19 protein-coding genes and 5 pseudogenes are annotated in these 20,020 nt (G+C 69.7%); 15 read left to right on the forward strand and 9 right to left on the reverse strand.

Annotated elements, in window-relative coordinates:
• Positions 1-194 precede the first annotated feature (194 nt).
• Positions 195-335, reverse strand: a complete 141-nt coding sequence (locus OHB56_RS00825) for a hypothetical protein (RefSeq protein ID WP_406351061.1) — start codon at positions 333-335, stop codon at positions 195-197.
• A gap of 479 nt (positions 336-814) precedes the next feature.
• Between OHB56_RS00825 and OHB56_RS00830 the strand changes: the two genes are divergently transcribed.
• Positions 815-1,345 carry a hypothetical protein gene (locus OHB56_RS00830; RefSeq protein WP_326750700.1) on the forward strand — a complete coding sequence of 177 codons (531 nt, stop codon included), beginning with the start codon at positions 815-817 and terminating at the stop codon, positions 1,343-1,345.
• 54 nt (positions 1,346-1,399) lie between these two features.
• Here the strand turns inward: OHB56_RS00830 and OHB56_RS00835 are convergent.
• From OHB56_RS00835 to OHB56_RS00855, 5 genes and pseudogenes are all read right to left on the reverse strand, one after another.
• Positions 1,400-2,189, reverse strand: a pseudogene (locus OHB56_RS00835) (SpoIIE family protein phosphatase); the annotation flags it as partial.
• 59 nt (positions 2,190-2,248) lie between these two features.
• Positions 2,249-2,792 (reverse strand): annotated as a pseudogene (locus tag OHB56_RS00840) (IS5 family transposase); the annotation flags it as partial.
• 36 nt (positions 2,793-2,828) lie between these two features.
• The gene (locus OHB56_RS00845; RefSeq protein ID WP_326750701.1) at positions 2,829-3,392 is read right to left on the reverse strand and encodes a dihydrofolate reductase family protein; all 564 of its coding nucleotides are present in this window, start codon (positions 3,390-3,392) and stop codon (positions 2,829-2,831) included.
• Positions 3,393-3,549: 157 nt separating this feature from the next.
• Positions 3,550-4,146 (reverse strand): hypothetical protein, encoded by a 597-nt coding sequence (locus tag OHB56_RS00850; RefSeq protein ID WP_326750702.1) that lies wholly within the window; start codon positions 4,144-4,146, stop codon positions 3,550-3,552.
• Positions 4,147-5,769: 1,623 nt separating this feature from the next.
• Entirely contained in the window at positions 5,770-5,892 is a 123-nt protein-coding gene (locus OHB56_RS00855) for a hypothetical protein (RefSeq protein WP_326750703.1), read from the reverse strand.
• Positions 5,893-6,110: 218 nt separating this feature from the next.
• On the opposite strand from OHB56_RS00855, the gene OHB56_RS00860 reads away from it, so the two are divergent.
• From OHB56_RS00860 to OHB56_RS00910, 11 genes and pseudogenes are all read left to right on the forward strand, one after another.
• Entirely contained in the window at positions 6,111-7,973 is a 1,863-nt protein-coding gene (locus OHB56_RS00860; protein WP_406351063.1) for an ABC transporter ATP-binding protein, read from the forward strand.
• A 35-nt stretch (positions 7,974-8,008) separates the two neighbouring features.
• A pseudogene (locus OHB56_RS00865) lies at positions 8,009-8,320 on the forward strand (NUDIX hydrolase); the annotation flags it as partial.
• Between the two features lie 31 nt (positions 8,321-8,351).
• On the forward strand, positions 8,352-8,855 hold the full coding sequence (locus OHB56_RS00870; RefSeq protein WP_406359318.1) for a hypothetical protein: 504 nt from the start codon (positions 8,352-8,354) through the stop codon (positions 8,853-8,855).
• Complete coding sequence (locus OHB56_RS00875; RefSeq protein ID WP_406358870.1) at positions 8,855-9,007, forward strand: hypothetical protein; 153 nt, start codon at positions 8,855-8,857, stop codon at positions 9,005-9,007. The genes OHB56_RS00870 and OHB56_RS00875 overlap by 1 nt, the downstream gene beginning before the upstream one ends.
• 134 nt (positions 9,008-9,141) lie before the next feature.
• Positions 9,142-11,457: a methyltransferase, FxLD system gene (fxlM, locus tag OHB56_RS00880; RefSeq protein WP_406351065.1), complete on the forward strand. Its 2,316-nt coding sequence runs from the start codon at positions 9,142-9,144 to the stop codon at positions 11,455-11,457.
• Complete coding sequence (locus OHB56_RS00885; RefSeq protein ID WP_406351067.1) at positions 11,450-12,784, forward strand: MFS transporter; 1,335 nt, start codon at positions 11,450-11,452, stop codon at positions 12,782-12,784. The genes fxlM and OHB56_RS00885 overlap by 8 nt, the downstream gene beginning before the upstream one ends.
• Entirely contained in the window at positions 12,781-12,918 is a 138-nt protein-coding gene (locus tag OHB56_RS00890) for a hypothetical protein (RefSeq protein WP_326750708.1), read from the forward strand. The genes OHB56_RS00885 and OHB56_RS00890 overlap by 4 nt, the downstream gene beginning before the upstream one ends.
• 179 nt (positions 12,919-13,097) lie before the next feature.
• On the forward strand, positions 13,098-14,180 hold the full coding sequence (locus tag OHB56_RS00895) for an NUDIX hydrolase (RefSeq protein WP_326750709.1): 1,083 nt from the start codon (positions 13,098-13,100) through the stop codon (positions 14,178-14,180).
• Positions 14,117-14,474 (forward strand): annotated as a pseudogene (locus OHB56_RS00900) (transposase); the annotation flags it as partial. The gene OHB56_RS00895 and the pseudogene OHB56_RS00900, both read left to right, overlap by 64 nt.
• Positions 14,475-14,642: 168 nt before the next feature.
• Positions 14,643-14,951: a hypothetical protein gene (locus tag OHB56_RS00905; RefSeq protein WP_326750710.1), complete on the forward strand. Its 309-nt coding sequence runs from the start codon at positions 14,643-14,645 to the stop codon at positions 14,949-14,951.
• A 428-nt stretch (positions 14,952-15,379) separates the two neighbouring features.
• A complete protein-coding gene (locus OHB56_RS00910) occupies positions 15,380-15,529 on the forward strand; it encodes a hypothetical protein (protein ID WP_406351070.1) in 150 nt (49 codons plus the stop codon).
• On the opposite strand, the gene OHB56_RS00915 is transcribed toward OHB56_RS00910, so the two are convergent.
• Positions 15,510-16,115: a class I SAM-dependent methyltransferase gene (locus OHB56_RS00915; RefSeq protein WP_388222905.1), complete on the reverse strand. Its 606-nt coding sequence runs from the start codon at positions 16,113-16,115 to the stop codon at positions 15,510-15,512. The two genes, OHB56_RS00910 and OHB56_RS00915, sit on opposite strands and share 20 nt — an antisense overlap.
• Before the next feature lie 139 nt (positions 16,116-16,254).
• On the opposite strand from OHB56_RS00915, the gene OHB56_RS00920 reads away from it, so the two are divergent.
• The gene (locus OHB56_RS00920; protein ID WP_326750712.1) at positions 16,255-16,935 is read left to right on the forward strand and encodes a DUF5701 family protein; all 681 of its coding nucleotides are present in this window, start codon (positions 16,255-16,257) and stop codon (positions 16,933-16,935) included.
• A 380-nt stretch (positions 16,936-17,315) separates the two neighbouring features.
• On the opposite strand, the gene OHB56_RS00925 is transcribed toward OHB56_RS00920, so the two are convergent.
• Positions 17,316-17,681, reverse strand: a complete 366-nt coding sequence (locus tag OHB56_RS00925; protein WP_326750713.1) for a transglycosylase family protein — start codon at positions 17,679-17,681, stop codon at positions 17,316-17,318.
• 286 nt (positions 17,682-17,967) lie between these two features.
• Here OHB56_RS00925 and OHB56_RS00930 point away from each other — a divergent pair, with 286 nt between their 5' ends.
• The gene (locus OHB56_RS00930) at positions 17,968-18,087 is read left to right on the forward strand and encodes a helicase associated domain-containing protein (protein ID WP_326750714.1); all 120 of its coding nucleotides are present in this window, start codon (positions 17,968-17,970) and stop codon (positions 18,085-18,087) included.
• A 473-nt stretch (positions 18,088-18,560) separates the two neighbouring features.
• Here OHB56_RS00930 and OHB56_RS00935 read toward each other — a convergent pair.
• Positions 18,561-19,397: pseudogene (locus tag OHB56_RS00935) on the reverse strand (HEAT repeat domain-containing protein); the annotation flags it as partial.
• A gap of 60 nt (positions 19,398-19,457) precedes the next feature.
• On the opposite strand from OHB56_RS00935, the gene OHB56_RS00940 reads away from it, so the two are divergent.
• Complete coding sequence (locus OHB56_RS00940; protein ID WP_326750715.1) at positions 19,458-19,967, forward strand: GNAT family N-acetyltransferase; 510 nt, start codon at positions 19,458-19,460, stop codon at positions 19,965-19,967.
• The last annotated feature ends 53 nt before the right edge of the window (positions 19,968-20,020 follow it).

Raw genomic sequence — 20,020 nt, forward strand, 5'->3', positions numbered from 1 at the left:
GTACCGCTGCACCGAGGGTGTTACAGGTGGTGCTGGTCGTGCCAGGAGCGGCGCAGGGCAGCGATCCCCTCCCGCCAGGTCTCGCACCCTGGTCATCACGTACGGCGCCAGGACTCCCCTCGGCGGGTCGGTGTCCATTGACGACCTCGGCATACGGACCAGATTTCTTGCAGGAGCGCCCGGTAGTCCTCGCCCTAGGCGGTCACGGCGGCGTAGACCGCGTCCAGGGCCGCTTGGAGGGGGTCGGCTTCGGCGGCGCCGAGCAGCGCGGGCAGAGCCATGTGGGGCTGGGACATCCGCAGGGACGGATCCGGCTCGCCGAGCGTGGCTTCCATCGTGTACGACGTCGCTTCCTCTGGCTGCGGCGCCGGCGGTGCGGGAGGCTCGGCGGCTTCACCATGGCGGCCGCGGGGCCCACGGTCCGCGGGACCGACGCGGGCTTGGGCATCGGTGCGTGCGCGTCGTCACGGGCGGGCGCCTGAAAGGGGGCCGCTTGGGCGGGACGGCCCGGCTGACGGTTCTGTCGGGGACACACGGGTCGGATGCCAGGGCCCGCCACGTGTGGGCCGAGTCGTCGAGGGGTGGCGGCAGCGGGCGGCCCTCGGCCAGGGCGGTGAGTCCTGCGGCGATCCAGTCCAACTCGGTGAGACCGGCCGCCTCACAGGCGCGGCGAATGGAGCAGGCTTCAGGGGAAGGCGTTGCTTCTGGGCATCACAGAAGTTGAGCCGGAACCACGGCTCACATATGCAGCCAGGCACCGCTCTTTCGATGTGGTGCCGTATTGCCTGTTCCAACCCTCCCGGAGGCTGTAGCGATGCACCACCGTGCCCACCGTTTCCCCCGGCCGGCTGTTCCGCAGGCAGCGGGTCGGCGTCCGCCGGAACCACGACTGCTCAGCGGCGTCTACGGGCTCGTCCTGGCCAGTGCGCTGGCGGCCGCCCTCGACTCCCCCGGCGAGAAGACCGACCCTGGATCGGACGCGGCGTGGGTCCTGCTCACCGCCCTCGCCTCTGCGGCCGCCCACGGCTATGCCCACGTTCTCGCGCATCGGCTGTCGGCGGACCACAGCGGTGCCGGGGTGGGGCTGCGCGCCATGCTCGCCGAGTGGCCCGTCGTCGCGGCGGCTGTTCCCACCGTCGTGCTGCTGCTGATCGCGGTGCCCTCCTGGTGGACGGAGGCCGAGTTGGTGAACACCGCGCTGGTGTTCAACACCTTGCTCCTCGCCGGTTTGGGAGCGTGGACCGCGCGACGCGCGGGCCGCGGGTGGGGGGCTTCGCTCCGGGCCGGAACCGGCGACATGCTGATCGGCCTGGTGATCATCGTAGCCAACGCCCTGATCAAGTAGCGGCTGTGGTCGTCGGCGTGCAGGCCGCCGCCGGACGCATCCCCTGGACAGACGTCACTGCGGTCCGTCGTCCCGCTGGCTCAGAAGAATCTGCTCCATGTCCCCTCCGGTGTCCTGGGACGGGCTGCCCTGCAGGGACTGCTCGGCCCGGATGACCTTGCCCCGGTGGGTGTAGCGGGTGCCCCAGCGCTCGGCGAACTGGGCGACCAGGAAGAGCCCCCACGTTCTCCCTGGTCCGTCGCCGCCTCCAGCCGCAGATGCGGTGAGGTGCTGCTGCCGTCGAACACTTCGCAGATCAAGGACCGGTCGTGCACCAGCCGTACGCGTACGGGCGGGGCACCGTAGCGGATCGCGTTCGTGATCAGCTCGCTGAGGATCAGCTCCGTGGCGAAGCCTATGTCTTCCAGTCCCCAGTCCTGCAGCCTACGGCCGCACTGTGCGCGGACGACCGAGACGACGGCGGGATCGAAGGGGACATCCCACTCGGCGGCCTGGTCACCTGCCAGGCGGTTCGTCCGTGCCGCCACCAGGGCGATGTCGTCCCGCGCCCGCGAGGTGACCATGGCGTCGAAGACAGCCCGACAGGTTTCCTCCGGGGTCGCGCCGCGGACCTCGCTCAGGTTATGACGCAGCAGGCCGAGGCCGGTGCCGATGTCCCGGTCACGGTCCTCGACGAGCCCGTCGGTGAACAGCACCGGGCACACCCCCTCGGACGCCCCAGTTCTGCTGCCCCGAAGGGGTGCCCGCCCGCCCCCAGCGGCAGTGACGCCGGCACCTCGGGGAACTCGCCCCTGCCGTCGGGACACACAAGGGCGGGCCCCGGGTGTTCACTGCCGGCAGCCGATCGCTGGTCATCCGAACCGTGTCGGTGACGGCCCGGCCGGACAGAAGCAGTTAGAGATCCTAACAGAGTGCTCGGACGCGCCGGTGCAGGATGAGGCAGACCGCCAACTGCAGGAAGGCGTCATGAATGTCGTCCCGGCGCTCCCAACGGATCCTCAGGTGCCGGAAACCGTGCAGCCATGACAGCCCACGCTCGACCACCCACCGGTGAATGCCCAGGCCCGAGCGTGCACCTGTCCGCGGCGGGCGATGACCGGGGTGATGCCCAGGGTGCGGACCACGCGGCGGTAGCGGTCGTGGTCGTAGCCGCGATCCGCATACAGCCGGCGCGGCCGGAACCGGGGGCGCCCGCGATGGCCGCGGACCGCGGGGATCGCCCGGAACAGCGGCATCAGCCGGGTGACGTCGTTGCGGTTGCCGCCGGTGAGCGAGACCGCCGACGGAGTGCCGCGCGCGTCGGTGATCAGGTGGTGTTTCGAGCCCGGCCGGGCGCGGTCGACCGGACTCGGCCCGGTTTTGGGCCGCCTCGCAGGGCGCGGACGTGGGTGGGGGTGCCCCCGGCGAAGCCAGGGGGAGCGTCGATGGCGGCGCGGGAGAAGTCCAGCGCCCACTTCTGCCGACGAATCTCCGGCGCAGGACACTAGCGCGCCACGCGGTGGCGGAGGTAGACGACTCCCGAGCCGAAGGCGCGGGTCTCGACGAGTTCAAGATCCACCCGGCGCTCGCGCTGGGGAAAGAACGGGATGCCGCCGCCGACCAGCACCGGGTAGACCCTGGCCCGGTACTCGTCGATCAGACCCGACGCGGCCGCCTCGGCGGCGAGGGTCGCGCCGCCGATCGCGATGTCGCCCTCCCCCGGCTCGGCCCGCAACCGCTCGATCTCCTCCGCCAGGCCGCCGGAGGCCAGGCGGGCGTTTCCCCGCACCGCGGACAGCGTGGTGGAGAACACCACCTTGGGGAGCTGCCTCCAGAGCGCGGCGAATTCGAGCGTTGAGTAGTCGAGCGATGGGTTCTGGTCGACGGTCTCCCAGTACAGCATCGTCTCGTACAGCCGTCGTCCCAGCAGGTGGACGCCGGCCTTGCGCACCTCGTCGGTGGCGAGGCGAAAGACCTCCTCGTCGGGCGGCGTCCAGTCGAAGCCGCCGTCCGGCCCGACGATGTAGCCGTCCAGTGAGACGCTCATCGAATAGGTCACGCTGCGCATCAAAAGTCCTCCTCGGTGACGGGTTCGACCGTACGACCGCCGGACGCAGTGGACCTTCGGGTCGCCGAGCCCGGTGATGTCGTCTATCCACTGCTCCGCGCGCTTCCCCTGCGTCCCTCCCAAGACGGGCGGGACGTGCCTGGAGCGAGCCGGGACTCTACTCTTCGGAAGCCTCGTCCACACCGAGATCGTTGCGCATGGCAGCCCTCAGGTCGGACAGCAGCGCCCATGACATCTCCGTCTCGACTTCCAGGACATCGAGTTCGCTGTCGTCGGGATGGCCGCCTGCCACCATCCTCTTCATCAGGCCGTAGGTGTTGTTGAGTTGATGGTTCACCGCCCGGGCATCTGTCAGCACGGCAGCGGGCACGATCATCTGCGCTTCGGCGTAGCTGTCGCGAAGGACCAGGCGCCGTTCCTCGAGTTGTTCGGCGCACGCCTGGGTCTCTGCGTCGTCCCGGGCGCGCAGGGCATGCATGAGGTTGATCTGCGCACTCTGGTACTGACGTGCCGTGGTGTTGAGCAAGATGTAGCAGGTCCGTCGCAGATCGGTCAGTTCACGTCGTGCCGCGATGCGTGCTTCTTGCTGCCGGACTTGTTCGGCGTGGGCACGGTCCTCGCACTGTTGGCGGGCGGTCGCTTCCAGCTCATGGCGCTTGAGTCGGTCGGCTCTGCTCTGTGTCAGCAGGGCCGCGCCCAGGGTGCCGACGACACCGACGACGGCCACAGCGAGCGCACCCCAGGTCTGCCCCACGGCCCCTACCTCACATCGGGCAAGTGGGACGCTGGGCATGCTGCGTCTCCGCCCCGCCTGCATCAATGGTGAGGATCATAGAGTGCAGCTTTGCACAGTGGCCCACCGCCCGGCTGTACGGCGACGGCACCTTGCAGGCCGGGGCCTTGACCGTCATTCACATGTGGACGGCCTCTTCTCCCAGTCGGAGTGAGGTGCGGAGGACAGGGGCTGGTTTGGTGCAGCGTGCCCGGGACCAAGCGCAGGGCGGTGTGTTCGTCGGGTTCCGGGTCGCCCGGGTCGAGGCAATGGGGCTGAAGAGTGCCGAGAACCGTGCACAGCCCGTCGCGGCCGGCGGCGGAGGCGAACACCAGCCCGTCGACGGGTCGTTCCCGGTGGAGGAACATCAGCACCGAGTTCTACCAGGGATACGGACGTGAACCGAATGTGGTGGAGGGCGAGCTGATGCGCATCTGTACCGTCACCGACGCCTCCGCCATCGTCGTCACCGCTACCGCCAGGGGCAGCGCGCCTTCACCGAAGAGGCCCGCGGCATCCTGGCCGCCACCGTGCGCAGCCGGCCCGAGCCGGCGCCGGGGAACCGCCATCCCTCACGGCCGGATGCCCCTATGGCAGTTCTGGCCGATAAAGCAATGTATGAGCCAGCGCTCAGATCGGAGAACGTGATCAACCGGCACAGTTTGAGGCAGGTGAACCCCGCATGCCTGCCCCACCCGGCGGCGGCGTGGACTGTGGTCCGCGAGAGGAGCAGAGCGAGCGGAACAGCGATATCCCGGGTGAAGACCAGAGCGGCGGCCGCGCGACAGGTGCGGACACTGCTGGGAGAGGGGGAACTGGTCTCGGACATAGGTGGGTGGGATCACCATTCGGGCCCAGACAGAGGGAGGCGGCCGGCCCGCCAGGCGACTGACCGTATGGGAGCCGCCCGGCTGCCGCGCTGTGGCACATGCATTGCCACATGCGCACTCTGGCGGCGCCACACCCCGGACGGGTGCATGTCCTTTCAGCCAAGAGCGTTGTCAGCAATTGGAGTTGGGTGGTCAGCAAACCCTGACATCGCCTCTGCCCAACGTTGTTGCCGGCCGGGGGAAGGAACCCCAAGGCTGTGAGCGTGAATGGCAGCGATGTGCGAGGAAGGGGGACATGCGGAGACCGCAAGTCCGGGTGGCGGTGCACTCCCGCTCCAAGACGTGTGGAAGCGCAAGATCCTCACCCGACGGCGCCTCGGTGTCAAAGCGCCGCACCGGAAGTCGTCATCGGCCGCCTGAACGAGCTCTTTCCCGGCCACGCCGGTACCGCCGGCCTGTACTTCGTCGAGCACGAGTACCTCGACAGCCCAGTCCCCCGCTCCTCGCCCCGGCCGAAATCAGCGCCTGGAACGAAGCCCTGGAGCGCCCAGCCCTCTGGCCGATCCAGCCACCGCCACCAGGCAGCGCCCCTCCCGCCGCTGCCACGCCTCCGCGACCGCGACCGCGGGGACAAGACCACGAACGGGTGACACACCGCGTTCGAGTGCACCTCCGCCCTTCCAGAACCGGCAGGAGTGGCCACCAGCCGCCAATAGAACTTCCGTCCACGACCTGCCCCCGCCAAGCCCGTTACGGACCCCTTTCGGGGGCGTTCTTAGAGCATCAGTACCTCTCGCGCGCCCAGATGGAGGACGCTATGAATCCTGCGCTCGCCCTCGCGCATCAGCCTCTTGGATTCGAACAGCGGCGGCTCGTTGCGGGCCCTCTCACCTTCCATGCCCAGCAGGTTGACGTCGTCGCCCGCCGCTCAGCACGCCCGGATACGGGGTGGGCAGCATGAGCGAGCCCACTGATGCACCAGCCGAGAGTGTCCCGGGGCCACGCACCACCCCGCAAGCGCTCCCCTCCCTGCCACCTGCCGGACCGCAGAACCAACCGGACGACTGCGAAACCGAGCCGGATACCGCCTCGGACACGACCGCTCCAGAGCCGCAGATGCGGTACGTCGACCTGACCGGCAGCCGTGAAGCAGCCGGCCGCTCCATCCGGATGCGCGACATGGCACGGCGCCTGCCGCAGTTGGTGCGCCGCTCCCTGGCTCTCGCCTGGCGGGTCGACCGACGCGCGACCGTCGGCCTTCTGCTGTGCCAGGCCGTCGCCGGCGTGATGCAGGCTCTCGGCCTGGTCGCCATCGCCGGCACCCTGTCCGCCCTGCTGAGCAACGGAGATGTCTACCAACGGCTTTGGGAGGCGTGGCCGTCTGTGGCCCTGCTCGCCGGTGCCGCCGGTGTGCGCGCGCTCCTGGGGATCACCGTTAGTTGGCTGTCCTCCCGGCTGGGCCCGCTGATGTCGCGCGAGGCCGAGCAGATGCTGCTCACCGGCTGCGCCGAGGTCGAACTGTGTGCCTACGACGAGCCCGACTTCAACCGCGACCGCGAGGCCGCCGACCGCGGCGCCCAGGTCACCGGTGACCTGATCGACGAGGGCCAGGACCTGATCGCCTCGGGCGCCAGCTTCCTCGCCGGTGCCGTCGTGCTGGCCGGCGTGCACTGGGTCCTCCTCCCGCTCCTGGTGGCGGCCAGCCTCCCGCAAGCCCTGGCCCAGGTCAGCGTCGCCCGGGTGCGCTACCTGGCGAACCTGCGCAGTAACGGCGACCAGCGGATGTTGTCGGTGCTGCGCTGGCACATCTACACCAAGGACGCCGCCGACCAGATCCGTCCCGGCACCATGGGCACGTTCCTGTCCGGCCGGTACCGGCAGACGGTCGCCCGGATCAACCGCGAGGACCGGGCCGCGGCCGACCAGGGCGCCCGTATGTCTCTGATCGGCGCGCTGTGCGGCGGTCTGGGGTCCGCGATGGTGTGGGCGGCGGTCGTATGGCTGCTGGCAGGCGGCCGTATCAGTGTTGGCCACGCGGGAACAGCGGTCTTTGCTCTGCAGACGGCCGGGCAGTCGGTCCGCGGGCTGGTGGCCGTGGGGGCGCGCGCCGTACGCACCGGCCTGTACATGGACGACTGGAGCGGCTTTTTGGACAAGGCGGGCGGGTTCCGTATGCGGCGGGGCCCACGCCGGCCGGCGCCGCCGACGAGGATCGAGATCAAGTCGGTCACCCACCGCTACGCGGGCAAGGACCGCGACGCGCTGTCCGACGTGTCGCTCACCTTGCGCCGCGGTGAGGTCACCGCCCTGGTCGGCTTCAACGGTTCGGGAAAGTCGACGTTGTCGAAGCTGGTCAGCGGCCTGTACCTGCCCACCGACGGGCAGGTGCTGTGGGACGGCGTTCCCACCGGCAACGCGGACCCGCAGACGCTGTGGCAGCAGGTCGCCCTGGTGCCACAGAACTACGCGCACTGGCCCCTGACCGTACGCGAGAACGTGACCTTGGGGCAGCCCACGGCGCGCGGGGACGCGGCGGTGCGTGAGGCGTGCGCGGCCGCCGGGGCCGATGAGGTCGTCGACAGGCTCGGCGCCGGCCTGGACACGCTGCTGGCCCGCGAGTGGCTCAACGGGGAGGAACTGAGCGGCGGGCAGTGGCAGCGCATCGCCCTCGCCAGGGCGTTCTTCCGCGAGGCCGGACTGCTGGTCCTCGACGAGCCGACCGCGAACCTCGATCCTCGCGCCGAGTACCGGATCTTCCAGCGGCTGCGGGGCCTGGCCCGGGACCGGGTGGTGCTGCTGGTGACCCACCGCATCACCAACGTGGCTGTGGCCGATCGGATCGTCGTCCTCGACGAAGGCAGGATCGTCCAGGAGGGCACGTACCGACAGCTCGCCCAACAGCCTGGTCTGTTTCAGCAGTTGCTCTCCTACCAGGTCACCTCCGAGCCGGACGGCGAGAAGCACGGGACGCGCACATGAGCTGTCCCGATGCCGCATCGGATGCCCGAGCCGGCATGGGCTCGCCCACGGCCCCGTACTTCCTCGACCACCCCACGCACTCCCCAGGTGATGACGTGCTGCCCACCCGCTCCCACATCCGCGCGACCACCGAGGGGTATCTGGCCCGGTGTCCGGAGGAGCGGGAGGTGCTGGCCGGGCTGCTGTCCGTCCTCGACGACGCCGACAATCCGTCCAGCCGTGCCACACTGCCCGGCCACGTCACCTGTAGCGCGGCCGTCATCGACCGTCATCGACGTGTGCTGCACATCGGCCACAAGGTCACGGGACTGCTGCTCGCGCCGGGCGGCCACGTCGAGGACGACCGGACCCTCCTGGCGGCGGCCCTGCGGGAAGTGTGTGAGGAGACCGGGGATCCGCCCCGGGAACCTGTGCCTGCCCCCTCAGTTCCTCGGTGCGCCGATCGACATCGACGTCCACGCCATCGACGCCAACCCGGCCAAGGGCGAAGGCGCGCACCGGCACTTCGACTTCCGTTTCGCCTTCTACCTCGTAACCGAGGAGCCGCTTCCGCTCGCGCTGCAGGACTCGGCAGCCGACGTCGCGCCGCCGGGTGCGGCCGCAGATCCGGCTGCCGCACGGGCAGTAATGGTCGCTCAGGTGGAGGAGGAAGGGACTCTGGGGCCGGGCCCGGTCCGTGACGCCCTGCTGGTGCTGCCTCGTGAGGTACTGATGCCGCAGGCTTATGTACGGCGCAGCGCCTCGGGCGAGACGCCGCCGCGGTGGGGCCTGCTGGACTGGGCGGCGGTGCCAGTGTGCTCGTCCAGCACGACGGGGAACCGCTCCTGGGCCGGGCGCGCGGATCACGGTCGGGGGCGTCCATCACGTCGATGTCCACCGTGATGGGCCTGACCGCCGAGCTGTTGGAGGAGCTGGATCTACGACCTGGTCACCGGGTGCTGGGCGTCGGCACGGGCGCGGGGGTGACCGCGGCGGTGGCCTGTCCGGTCTGCGGCGACCGCGGGTGGAAGATTCCGCCGACTTCTTGGAGCTGATCGACCTCGAGCGCAGCGAGCCCGGGCCCGCCGTACGGGATCTGGTCCGCCTGTCCGACGCCTGGGCCGGCCGCCCTCCACGGACCCCTCGCACTGCCATGACGCCGCCTTCATTCACAAGCAAGGAGCGATCTGTGGGATACACCCGGACCGACTGGTCCGAGCACTACAACGACGGGCGCGGCTTCCGGCGGCTCGGGGACGAGGAGAGGGACCTGCTTGTTGAGCACACACCGGCGCCCGAGGGCGGCCGTGCGCTCGACGCCTGCTGCGGCACCGGTGAGACGGCCGCGTACCTCGCTTCGCTCGGGTACACCGTCGACGGCGTCGACTTCGCCGAGGGGGCGCTGGAACGTGCCCGTACGGAGCACGCCGAAGTAGAGGGGGTGCGCTGGCTGTGCATGGACGTGGAGCACGACGACTTGGCCGGGCTTGCTGAGGACGGCTACGACCTGGTCGTCATTCGGCTGTCCATCGCCTTCGTCCGTGATCGCGCCCGGGTGCTGCGTCGGCTGTCCGCGCGGCTGCGCGAGGGCGGAACGCTCGTCGTCATCACGCCGGTCGCGGAGAACACCCCTGAAGAGCGTCGCCACATCGCGCTGGACGAGAACGAACTCGACGCGCTCATCGACGGGTTCAGCACGTGCGAGCGGTTCGACGCGAAAGGTCTGGCGGTGCTGGTCCTGCGCGGCCCGGGCGGGTCGTTCAGCGCAGAGGAGGAGCCGCGGCCCGATCCGCAGGCTGTTTTCGGTGCCGCAGTGGTGGTCACCGACGCGTTCGGGCGGGTCCTGCTGGGCCGCTCGCCCCGGGGCCTGTGGGAGCTGCCGGGCGGCCGGATCGAGAAAAACGAAACCGCGCCGGCTGCCGCCGTGCGGGAGTTGGCCGAGGAGAGCGGGCTGACGGCGCGCGTTGAGAATGCTCATGTCGTTACCGTGATGCACGATGACCGGCTGGACGTGCGCCGTGTCACCGCTGTCGTTCGCCTCACCAGCTGGGACGGTGAACTGGGTCTGCCCGAGCCGCACCATTTCTTGCGCTGGGAGTGGCACGACCTGAACACTTTAGCCACCCTGGGGCGGATCTTCACGCCCAGCGCGCAGGCCTTGACCGAGGTGTGGCCCGGGGTGCTGCCGGGGCTGCCGCTTGTTCACTCCTACGCGTGCGCCACCGCCGTCCCACCGGTGCCCGGTGAGCCGGCAGAGGCGGTCCGGCTGCGCGAGCGGATGGCGAACATCGTGATCGGCAAGGGATGGGCGCCCTCCGCGCGGGTCCAGGCCGCGCTGCACGAGGTCCCCCGGCACCGGTTCGTTCCCGAGGCCCCGTTGGAGACGGCCTACCACGACGACCTCGCCGTGGTAACGGTCCGGGAGTCGCCCGAGACCGCCGTCAGCTCCGTCTCAGCAACCTGGCTGCAGGCCGACATGGTTGAGCAACTCCGGTTGGAGCGGGGGATGACTGTGCTGGAAGTCGGATCGGGCGGCTACAACGCAGAGCTCCTCGCACACGTGCTCGGGGAGCGTGGCCGCGTGGTGACCGTGGACGTCGACCCGTATGTCGTGCACCGCACACAGCGACTGTGCGCGGAAGCCGGCAGCGGCCGGATCACCGCCGTTCTCGGCGACGGCGGCCTCGGCGCACCCCACCACGTCCCGGCCTGCGGGTTCGACGGCGTGGTGATCACGCACAACGCGTACGACATCGCCCCGGCCTGGCGTGAACAACTCGCCGAGGGCGCGCGGTTGGTCGTGCCGCTGGAGATGGGCGGCTACACCCGCTCCCTCACCCTGGTCCAGCACGGTGACGTGCTGCACACCGAGAACTGGACGTACTGCGGGTTCGTACGGGACCGCGGCGCCGCGGCCCGCACCGCCCCCGCCGCCCGCCTGGCCGACGGTGCCGTCACCGTGCGGTGGGAAGACGGCGCTCCCGGCGACGTCACCGGGCTCGAAGAGGCTCTGCGGGGGCCCCGGCACGAGCTCCCCACCGGCCTCATCGTCCAAGGCGTTTTCCATTTCGAGACTTTGCAGATCTACGCCGCGACCACGCTGCACGGGTTCTGCCGTCTGGCCGTGCCGGAAGGGTCCACGCTCGTGGCGCAGCGGGACGCGGCCGCGATGGTGGCGGACGGCTCCCTCGCCTACCTGACCCACGTCAAGGTCAAGGACGCCCCGGATCCAGCCGACCGTCTCACCGAGTTCTTCATCCACGCTTACGGCCCAGCCGCCGAAGAGCTGGCGGAGCGCTTCGCCGAGTGCGTGCGCACCTGGGACCGGAAGGTGCGCGAGAGCGGCTACCCGCCGATGACCGTCCACCCGGCAGGCACTCCCGACGAGCAGCTGCCGGCTGGTGACGTGCTCGACAAGCCGTCCGTCCGGCTCGTCTTCCAGTGGCCGGGCCGAACCCCTGCCGGTGCGCAGGACCTGCTTGCGGCAGGCGGACAGCGTGCCTGACTTCGACGAGCTGATCCCCGCGAAACCCGGGCCGGACAAGGCTGACGAGGCCGTCACCGGCCGGCCGCCGATCTCGTTCTCGCTGCGCGCCCACCCCTCGTTCGCCGCGTACCTGACCGGGGAGGCGGCGAGTCTGCTGGGAACGTCGGCGCACGCCGTGGCGCTGCCCGCCCTCGCGGTTCTCGTTCTGCACGCGAACCCCGGTCAGATCGCCACCCTCGCGGTCCTCTCCCAAGCCCCCGCGTTCGTGCTGGCTTTGCCGGCCGGGGCGTATGTCGACCAGCACCCGAAACGGCCGGTCCTGATCGGCTCCGACCTGGTTGCCGCGGCGGCCGTCGCCGCGATCCCTCTCACCGCGCTCGGCGGGATGCTGTCCTTCCCCGTGCTGTACGCCGTCGCGCTGATCGTGGGATCGGCGACGGTGCTCCACTTAGCGGTCGCGATCGCCGTGGTACCTGAGTTGGTGCCCGCACCCCTGCTCCACGAGGCCAACTCCCGGGTCGGCAGTGCGTTCAGCCTCGCGGACACCCTGGGCGCTTACGCCGGCGCCGGGGTAGTGGCGGCACTCGGCGCGGTCCACGCGTTCTGGCTGGACGCGCTGTCGTACGCCCTCTCCGCCTGGTGCGCGACACGCATCCGCCTCGAGCACCGTGCCCGTCCCGCACAGGAGCGGGAGCGGCTGGGCTCGGCCATGTGGACGGGCCTGGTCTTCGTCGCGCACACCCCCGTGGTCCGCCCACTGGTGCTGAGCCTGTCCCTGACCGGCGTCGGCGCAACCCTGATCGAGGTGTACCGCGCGTACTACCTGCTCACCGTGCTGGACGCGGGCGCGCTCGGGCTGGGCATCGTCACAGGCGTCTGCGGCATCGGAGGCGTCATCGGCGCGCTGAAGGCCCCGCGGCTCGCGGGGCGGTTCGGGCCGGGCCCGGTGATGCTGGCGGCCTTCGGGCTCTACCCGGTGTTGGGTGTCCCCCTGCTCCTTGCCCGGCCCGGCCCCGGGTGGCTGGCGGTGCTCGCCCTCACCGGCGCCGTGCAGATGGCGGCCGCGACCTGTGCGGGAACGACGCAGCGTTCGGTACGCCAACAGCTGACGCCGGCCAAGTTGCAGGGGCGAGCTCAGCAGACCTCGACCTGGCTGGTCTCCGGCACCCGGCCATTCGCCTCGGCCGGCGCCGGGGTCCTGGCCGGCGCCTTCTCGGTCCCTACGGCGATGTGGACCGGCACCGCGATCCTGTGCCTACCGCCCCTCCTGCTGTTGGTGAGCCGGGTCGGCCGCCTGACGGCCATGCCCCTGGCCGTCGTTTCGCCCATCCAGGAGGCAGCGTGACGCCGCGAGTGGACGTGGTCGTGCTGACCATGAACGACCGCCCCAAGGAGGAAACCTTCGCGCAAAAGACACTGCAGGCCCAGACCGGCGTCGAGGTGCGCGATCCTCGCGCATCGCAGCGAAGCCGCTCGTGAGCGCTCCCTGCCCGGCCTCCTCGCCCGTCTCCCTGAGCAGGAGCGTCGCAGGATTATCGAGACCGAGTACTTCACCCGCCTCACGCCCGGCCCCGTCCCGGGTGACCGGCACCGGCTCACCGTCTGACCACGCCGCCGTGCTCCCTGCCCCCATGCTCCCGTTCCCGTTTTGGAGAGACATGACAACGAGCGAGGCCCCTGCCCCCGACGAGCTTCCGGGCTCTGCGTTGACCGATGAGGAGTACGGGGCCCTGCGCGCCTCGGCCGCGTTGTGGACCGGCGCCTCTGTGCTGATCACGAACCAGCACGGCGAGGTGCTGGTCCAGCATGTCGACTACCGCGACACCTGCCTCCTGCCGGGTGGCGCCGTCGACAAGGGCGAATCCCCCTCTCGCGCCGCCGCCCGAGAACTGCGCGAGGAGCTCGGCGTCATGGCACGCGTCGACCGCGGCCTCGCCGTCGACTGGGTATCCCCGGGCAGCGTCAGCATCCCTGCCGCCATGCGGTTCCCCGGCGAGATCCTCCACGTCTACGACGGCGGCACCTGGACCGACGAAAAGATCGCGTCCGTGCGGCTGCCCGACAGCGAGATCACCGGCATCGAGTTCGTCGAGCCCGCCCGTCTGCCTGCCCTGATGTCCCCCAGCGACGCCCGGCGTGCCCTGTCCGCGCTCCGTGCCCGCGTCAACGCCGCCGGCGCCGTACTCCTCGAGAACGGCGCCCCGATCGCCCCCACCCTCCTCGACCACAGCCAAGTCCTGTGCACCGCACGCGCCGAGCGCCGCTGCACCTTCCTCCCAGGCCAGAACCCGCGGGGCCGGGCAGTACGCGGCTGGCAGGGATGGCTGTTCACGCCGGACGGCCGCGTCGTCATCCTCCTCCAGCCCAACACCGGGAACGCCCGCCTCCCCGCCGGCCCAGTCCAGTCCCGGGAAGACAACCCTGTGAACGCTCTGATCCACGGAGTGAGCCAAGAGACCGCCGTCCGGATCGGTGAACCGCTGCTCCACGGCCACCTCAACGACCCCTACACCTCGCACGCGTACGCCCGATACGCCGCCGCCATCACCGGCGTCGAACCCATGCCGACCGGCAGCAGCGCCCGTGCCCTGGCCACACCCGAACAAGCCCTGGAACTCCTCGGCTCAGAATCACCCGCAGGTGTCCAACTTGCCGCCGTCCACCAGGCACGCAAGCAACTCGGCATCCCCAGGGCCGCACCCCAGCCCTTCATCGAACTCACCGCCCCCGGCACCGGGTAGACGCGTCCGCGTGCAAGCCTCAGCGGCTCCATGCGGACAAAGAATACGACGTGCCCCGTCTACGGAAATGACTGCGGGGGAAAGCACATTGGTGGGCGCATCGCCCGCAAGGGAGTCGAGTCCCGCGAACGTCTCGGCCGCCGCAGATAGGGGATCGAACGGACCATGTCCTGGCTATCGGGCTACCGGCCCATCAGCCCTCGCTACGAGGGAAACCCTCGCAACCACCTGGCCTTCCTCGGCCTCACCGCAGCCCTCTGCCGCTATAAACGACTCGTCCGTCCCACCGCATAGAAAACGGTCCAGTCGGAAGATTTGACACCCACAGTCACTCTTACGAGGGATGGTGAGGGTTCTCGTGGTGTGCCACGGTGGGTTCATACAACACCCGGCGCTCCTCTTTGCATTACCCCACGCTCTCCGCCCACAACAGGGTGGGCGGCAACGGGAGAGGAGCCCAGCATGCAAAGAGACGACCGAACCCCAGTTCCCCGTGAGATGCTCAACCCTTGCGGGAGGGAGAAGGAGGAGAGTTGCCATGTAGAAGAGCTCGCGCCGGACGAGCCCGACGACACCTCTACCAATGATGCAACCTGCAACAGGCCCAAGCGTCGATGGTTGAGTTTGAAGAACTCATACCGCACCACCAGTCGCGTCACCGGCCCCATTTTTTCAACACTCACCGTTGTTAACTACTTCTTCCCTAATTTCCGTGATGCGATCATCGAATTTTTGAAGATCTGCATGCACTTCGTTCTGGAAATTATTTAAGGGACAGCGTCGCCCCGGCCGTTGGGGCGACGCTACTTGCCTGTCAGGTCCAGACGGGTCTCGGTCCGCCGAACTTCCGGTCGAGAGCGTGCCGCCTGACGGCCCTCGACGCGGACGCGGCGCGAGGAATGCGCCTTGCGCCGTCGTTCGTAGATCTCCTCCGACCGCGTTTGAGGTTTGCCATCTCCTTTGGCTGAATTGGTCGTTGAGCCCGCCGTGACCGGTACTGGGGGTATCCGTCGGACCTGACCGATGAGCGGTGGAGGCTGGTGGAGCTGTTGCTCCCGCCGCCACGGACTGGGCCGAAGGGCGGGCGACACGAGAAGCTGTGCCGTTCGGAAACCCATCGCTGCTGCTCAAAGTGGGGCCGGCACGCCACGACGGCTTACCGAAACCCTGTCCGGGCGGTTGCCTCACCGATGCACCAAGTGGCACGGAAGGTACTCGCGGTCCCGGCGGTGCCGCTGCGCCGGGACACGGCCAAAGACGCCGAACCGCTGGTGCCGCAACCGGCGACGATGTCGGGGCGCGCGGGCCGCTGGCCGAACTCCCGCATCCTCACCGGCGGTGGACACTGACGGCATAGCCGCCGCCGTCGTAAGGGGCGGCGTCCCAGGTAGCGAAGCGGTCGACGAGGGTGAGGCCGGCTACGGCGCAGCAGTCGTCGTACGCTGACAGCGTGATGCTGGGCGGCACGGGCAGGTGGGCTTCGTCCAGGCCGAAGCCGGCGACCATCAGACCGCCCGGACGCAAGGCTGCGGCCAGGCGCTTGACCACCGTGGCCTCGGTGCCGGCGGCGAGCAACGGGAAAACGTTGCCTGCAGCGACCACGAGATCGAAGTCCGCTGCGATGCCGAGCAGGTCCGGCTCGAACCCGGCCAGATCGGCCTGGAACCAGGGCAGTTCCGGCGCCTGCTGCTGCGCCACTGCCAGCATCGACGCGTCGAGATCCACCCCGACACAGTCGTACCCGAGCTCCGCAAGCCGGATCATGACCCGTCCGGTACCGCACCCGGCGTCCAGCACTCGCGCTCCGGCAGGCACGAGAGCTGCGCAGAAGCGTGCCTCACCGTGCACTTCCTTCCCGCTACGGGCCAGGGCCGCGAACCGTGCAGCGTAGTCCTCTCCGGACGTCTCCCCGGTCAACTCTCTCCAACGGCTCATGAGGCCAACTATAGGTCGACCGTGTGCCACTCGAAGAAGTGCCCGAACTCGCGGCGCTGAAGGCAGCAGCAGCGGGAACATTCTGGCGGGCCGCCTCGTTGCCTCTGGACCCGTCCACGTCGTCACCCCTGGGAGCACCATGCCCGAAACCACGCACGCCACCTCCACTGTTCTCCCCGCACTTCCGGCTCTGAGCGCGCAGGCCGAGCGACTGATCGAACTGGGGGTGCACGAAATCATCGGGCTGTCCACCGCCGAGCTTCGCACCTTCGCCGGTGCCACCGAAGCCCCCGCGGGCGGCGACGGCACCCTGCTCGCCGTTCACCCGAACCAGGCCCCCGCCTCCGCCCTCGCGCCGCTGCTCCGCCGCGACGGCAAGCAGGGCTTCGTCGTCACCGACATGTCCGACATCGATCTCTTCGCTCCGCTCGACAAGATCACGCTGCCCGACGCCCCGCTCTACCTCCTCACCGGCCTCGACCGCGGCGACCGGATGGCCAACTGGAGCCCGAACGAGGCACTGCCCGCCCTCACCGCAGAAGCCCGCACCCCGTTGCTGCTCACCGAGGGCATCCACTGGGTGCTACAGCAGCCCGCCGTCCTGGAGCGCAACCACTGCTTCATGACCATCGGCTCCCGGCTGTGCAAAGCCCATGGCACGTTGGACGCCCGCACGCCGGCGATCTGGATCAGCAACGGCACCGGACGGGACGGCCGCGAGCGCCGCAACGCCCCCAAGGTGGGCTGGTGCTGGGCGGGCAACCGGCACACCTGGCTGGGCATCGCCTCCGCGACAGGCCGCCGGACCCAGGACCGGTAGGAAGTCGTGATCAGGCGGACCAAAACCACAGGGCCAGCTGACACCGAGTGCGATCTCTCGGCTTCATGTCAGCAGACCGCCTGGGGATCTATCGCCTCATGACGGTGAAATCCGATGCCCGTGTCAGCGGCGGACCGTCATGTGCCTCCACGGTGACCAGCGAGAAGATGACCGGCAGCGGCCGACGGAGACTGCCGGCCACCGGCACTGACACGAAGCCGGCACATCGCAGCCTGGGTCGTCGACCAACTGCCCTCGCGCCATGACCGCTGCCCATGCAGTTCTCCGGGCCATACCGGCTCGACCATGGTCCGTCCGCCTACCCTCAGCCGACCACGCTCCGGGGAGATTCAGCTCGGCCAGCGGGAGGGGTCGGATGCTCAGGCGCAGGACCAGGCCGACATTCCCTGGAGACGGGCCAGGCGTTTGGCCACGGCGATCTGTTCCTTGCGGGTGGCCAGGTCCGCGCGCGGGGCGTACTGGAGCCCGCCGGCCGCTTTCCAGCTCGACTGCGTGAACTGCAGACCGCCGTAGTGGCCGTTTCCGGTGTTCGCCTGCCAGTCGCCGCTGGATTCGCATGCGGCGATGGCGTCCCAGTCCGGCCCCGAGACGATCGACGGAGAGGCCACGGCTTGGGTGGGCGAGCCGAGGGCAGCCGCGGTGGCCAGGACCATCAGGACGGTGCGGATCCGGCTGTCGTGAGCCCTGCGCCCGCTGCCCGCATGAGCGTTTCGTCTGCTAGTCATAGAGAGACTGATACTCCACGTGACAGGGGGACGGCATGTCGGCTGCCATTTCCTTGGGCCGGACGGACGATACTGCACCCCTCCTGTGTTACTCGGAGTGAACCGCTCCGGGATCGGTGGAGGCTCTATGCGTTGACTCCAGCCGCCGGTTGGGGCTGGTGTTGAGCGTGGTGGTTGGTCTCGTACTCGTGGGGCGGGATATCGCCGGGCGCGCTGTGGAGCCGTTGGTCGTTGAACCGGTCGACCCGTTCCGCGGTAGCGAGTTCGACGTCGGCCAGGCCGTGCCATGCCCGACGGGACCGAGATCAAGCTCGGCATCTGGTGCAGCAACACCAAGGCCAGGCGCCGCAAACTCACCCAGGAGCAGTTGGACACACTCGCGGAGCTGGGCAGGGAAGGGGCATAACGGCGATCGCAGGGCGACCCGCCGGTGCTGACAGGTTGCCTCTGGTGGTGTCAAAAGCAGGCGGCCTCGTCAGTCCTGCCCCTTCGGGGTGCCCACCGCATCACCTGCCGATGCGGGTAGTCGAAGGACTCGGGGCACAGGTGGACCTGCATGGTGTAGCCGCGGCCGATCAGCGGCGCCAACTCAGCGAAGGGGGCGGCGATATCGATGGGCCGGGGGCGGTACGGGACACAGAGGCGAGACCAGCACCCGGGCCCGGGCCCGACAGTGCCCGGGCCTACTAGGCATGGCCGGCACCTCGGCCGCGCCTTCCTCGCCCGGAGGCCATCTCCAGCGGTAACGCCGGGAATGGCCGCTGCTGTCCACCGATCAGCAAGAACGGCTGCCGGGCCGGGTCGTCCCGGGGCCGCAAAGCCGCGCGCTGGTGCCGGTGGCTCTCGGCGCTGGTTCTCGAGGCGCATTTCCAGGTGAACTCAGCCGTCCGACCCGGCCTCCCGTTTACGCCGCCGCAGCACGTGATCGCTGAAGAGGTGCCGGCTGCGGTCGAGCAACTCACCCACCTCCGCGTCTCCGCGCCGCACCTCCGCCGACGGATGCCCGTGCTGCACGGACTGCCCGGCCCAGGTACGCAGCTTCACGTCCGGGTCCTCCAGCAGCCTGACCGCCGCTCGCAGCGCCGCGACCCCGCTGTGCGTGTCGAGGAGCCGGAACGCGGCGACCCGGACATGCCGCGGCCGCTCGGGCCCGGTGCGCTCCAGCAGCCAGTCGACGGGCAGTTGCTTCGCCGACGGCAGCAGGGCGGCGGTCGTCTCGCGGACGACCGCCGGGGCTGGGTCGTCGAGCAGCGGCCGCAGCCGTTCCGCGTCCGCGAGGTCCAGCTTCCGCAGCCCGGCCACCGCCCGTGCTCGCACCCCGGCCACCGAGTGTGCGAGCAGCGGCCACAGCAGACCGGCGTCCGCGCGGTTTCCGCACTCGGCCAGCCCGATGACCGCACCGGGCGGCAGCCCGGGGTCATCCGGTGCCGCACACCGCTCCCGGTACCAGGGCGCCGGATCGCCTCCGTGCTGCCGCACCACGTAGCGGGCGCAGGCACGTACCAGGGCGGAGCAGTCGACGAGGAACGGCTCCGCCTGCTTCGGCCGTCCCGCCTGCCGCAGCGCGGTGACGCCGGCCGAACGGGTGCGTGGGCTGTGCGCGGTCAGCAGTGGTGTGAGCACCTCGTCGTAGCCGCCCTCCTCGTCCCGCAGGGATGTGAGTGCCGCGGTGGCGCACAGGTCCTGGACCACCGTGTCCTGGTCCCGGGCCCAAGCCGCTGGTGATCGACTTCGCGAGCCGTGGGACCATCCTCGGTGAACTCGAAGGAGGAGCCAGTGCAGTTACGCAACGTACGGCCGGACGATATCGATGCCTATGTCCGCATGCGGTGCGATCCCGTCATGATGGCCGACCTCGGCGGGCCTCTGCCGCGCGAGGGGATGGCAGACACGGTCCGTCGGGATGCCCAGCAGGCAGCAGCCGACCTTGCGTGGGTCAAGGTGATCGTTCCCGATCCGGTTGCCCCCGACGTGGTGGCAGGGACGGTGACCATCCGGTTCCGTGACATCGGTGAGGGACCGGTCTCCGAGATCGGCTGGATGGTTCTGCCCGAATTCCAGGGGCAAGGGGTGGGCAAGCGTGCGGTCCGCGCACTCCTGGAGCAGGCCCGGGATCAAGACCGCTGGGGAGTCGTGCATGCCTTCCCGGCAATAGACAACGCAGCGTCGAACGGCATCTGCCGCTCTGTCGGCTTCCGGTTCCTCTCAGAGGTCGACGTGACCTTCGCAGGCCGGGTTTTCAGGACCAATCACTGGGCCATGGACCCGGGGACGGATCTGACCTGATGACGCCGGTCTCAAAGCCCTGTTCGGTTTCCTGCGGGGTCAGTCGACCGCAG

Source organism: Streptomyces sp. NBC_01635 (genome assembly GCF_045209715.1).
Taxonomy (GTDB): domain Bacteria; phylum Actinomycetota; class Actinomycetes; order Streptomycetales; family Streptomycetaceae; genus Streptomyces; species Streptomyces hirsutus.

Excerpts from the sequence above, each read along its gene's own strand:
- OHB56_RS00825 (WP_406351061.1), bottom strand. The coding sequence starts at position 335 with ATGGAAGCCACGCTCGGCGAGCCGGATCCGTCCCTGCGGATGTCCCAG.
- OHB56_RS00830 (WP_326750700.1), top strand. The coding sequence starts at position 815 with ATGCACCACCGTGCCCACCGTTTCCCCCGGCCGGCTGTTCCGCAGGCA.
- OHB56_RS00845 (WP_326750701.1), bottom strand. The coding sequence starts at position 3,392 with ATGCGCAGCGTGACCTATTCGATGAGCGTCTCACTGGACGGCTACATC.
- OHB56_RS00855 (WP_326750703.1), bottom strand. The coding sequence starts at position 5,892 with ATGGAAGGTGAGAGGGCCCGCAACGAGCCGCCGCTGTTCGAATCCAAG.
- OHB56_RS00860 (WP_406351063.1), top strand. The coding sequence starts at position 6,111 with ATGCGGTACGTCGACCTGACCGGCAGCCGTGAAGCAGCCGGCCGCTCC.
- OHB56_RS00875 (WP_406358870.1), top strand. The coding sequence starts at position 8,855 with ATGGGCCTGACCGCCGAGCTGTTGGAGGAGCTGGATCTACGACCTGGT.
- OHB56_RS00895 (WP_326750709.1), top strand. The coding sequence starts at position 13,098 with ATGACAACGAGCGAGGCCCCTGCCCCCGACGAGCTTCCGGGCTCTGCG.
- OHB56_RS00905 (WP_326750710.1), top strand. The coding sequence starts at position 14,643 with ATGCAAAGAGACGACCGAACCCCAGTTCCCCGTGAGATGCTCAACCCT.
- OHB56_RS00915 (WP_388222905.1), bottom strand. The coding sequence starts at position 16,115 with ATGAGCCGTTGGAGAGAGTTGACCGGGGAGACGTCCGGAGAGGACTAC.
- OHB56_RS00920 (WP_326750712.1), top strand. The coding sequence starts at position 16,255 with ATGCCCGAAACCACGCACGCCACCTCCACTGTTCTCCCCGCACTTCCG.
- OHB56_RS00925 (WP_326750713.1), bottom strand. The coding sequence starts at position 17,681 with ATGACTAGCAGACGAAACGCTCATGCGGGCAGCGGGCGCAGGGCTCAC.
- OHB56_RS00930 (WP_326750714.1), top strand. The coding sequence starts at position 17,968 with ATGCCCGACGGGACCGAGATCAAGCTCGGCATCTGGTGCAGCAACACC.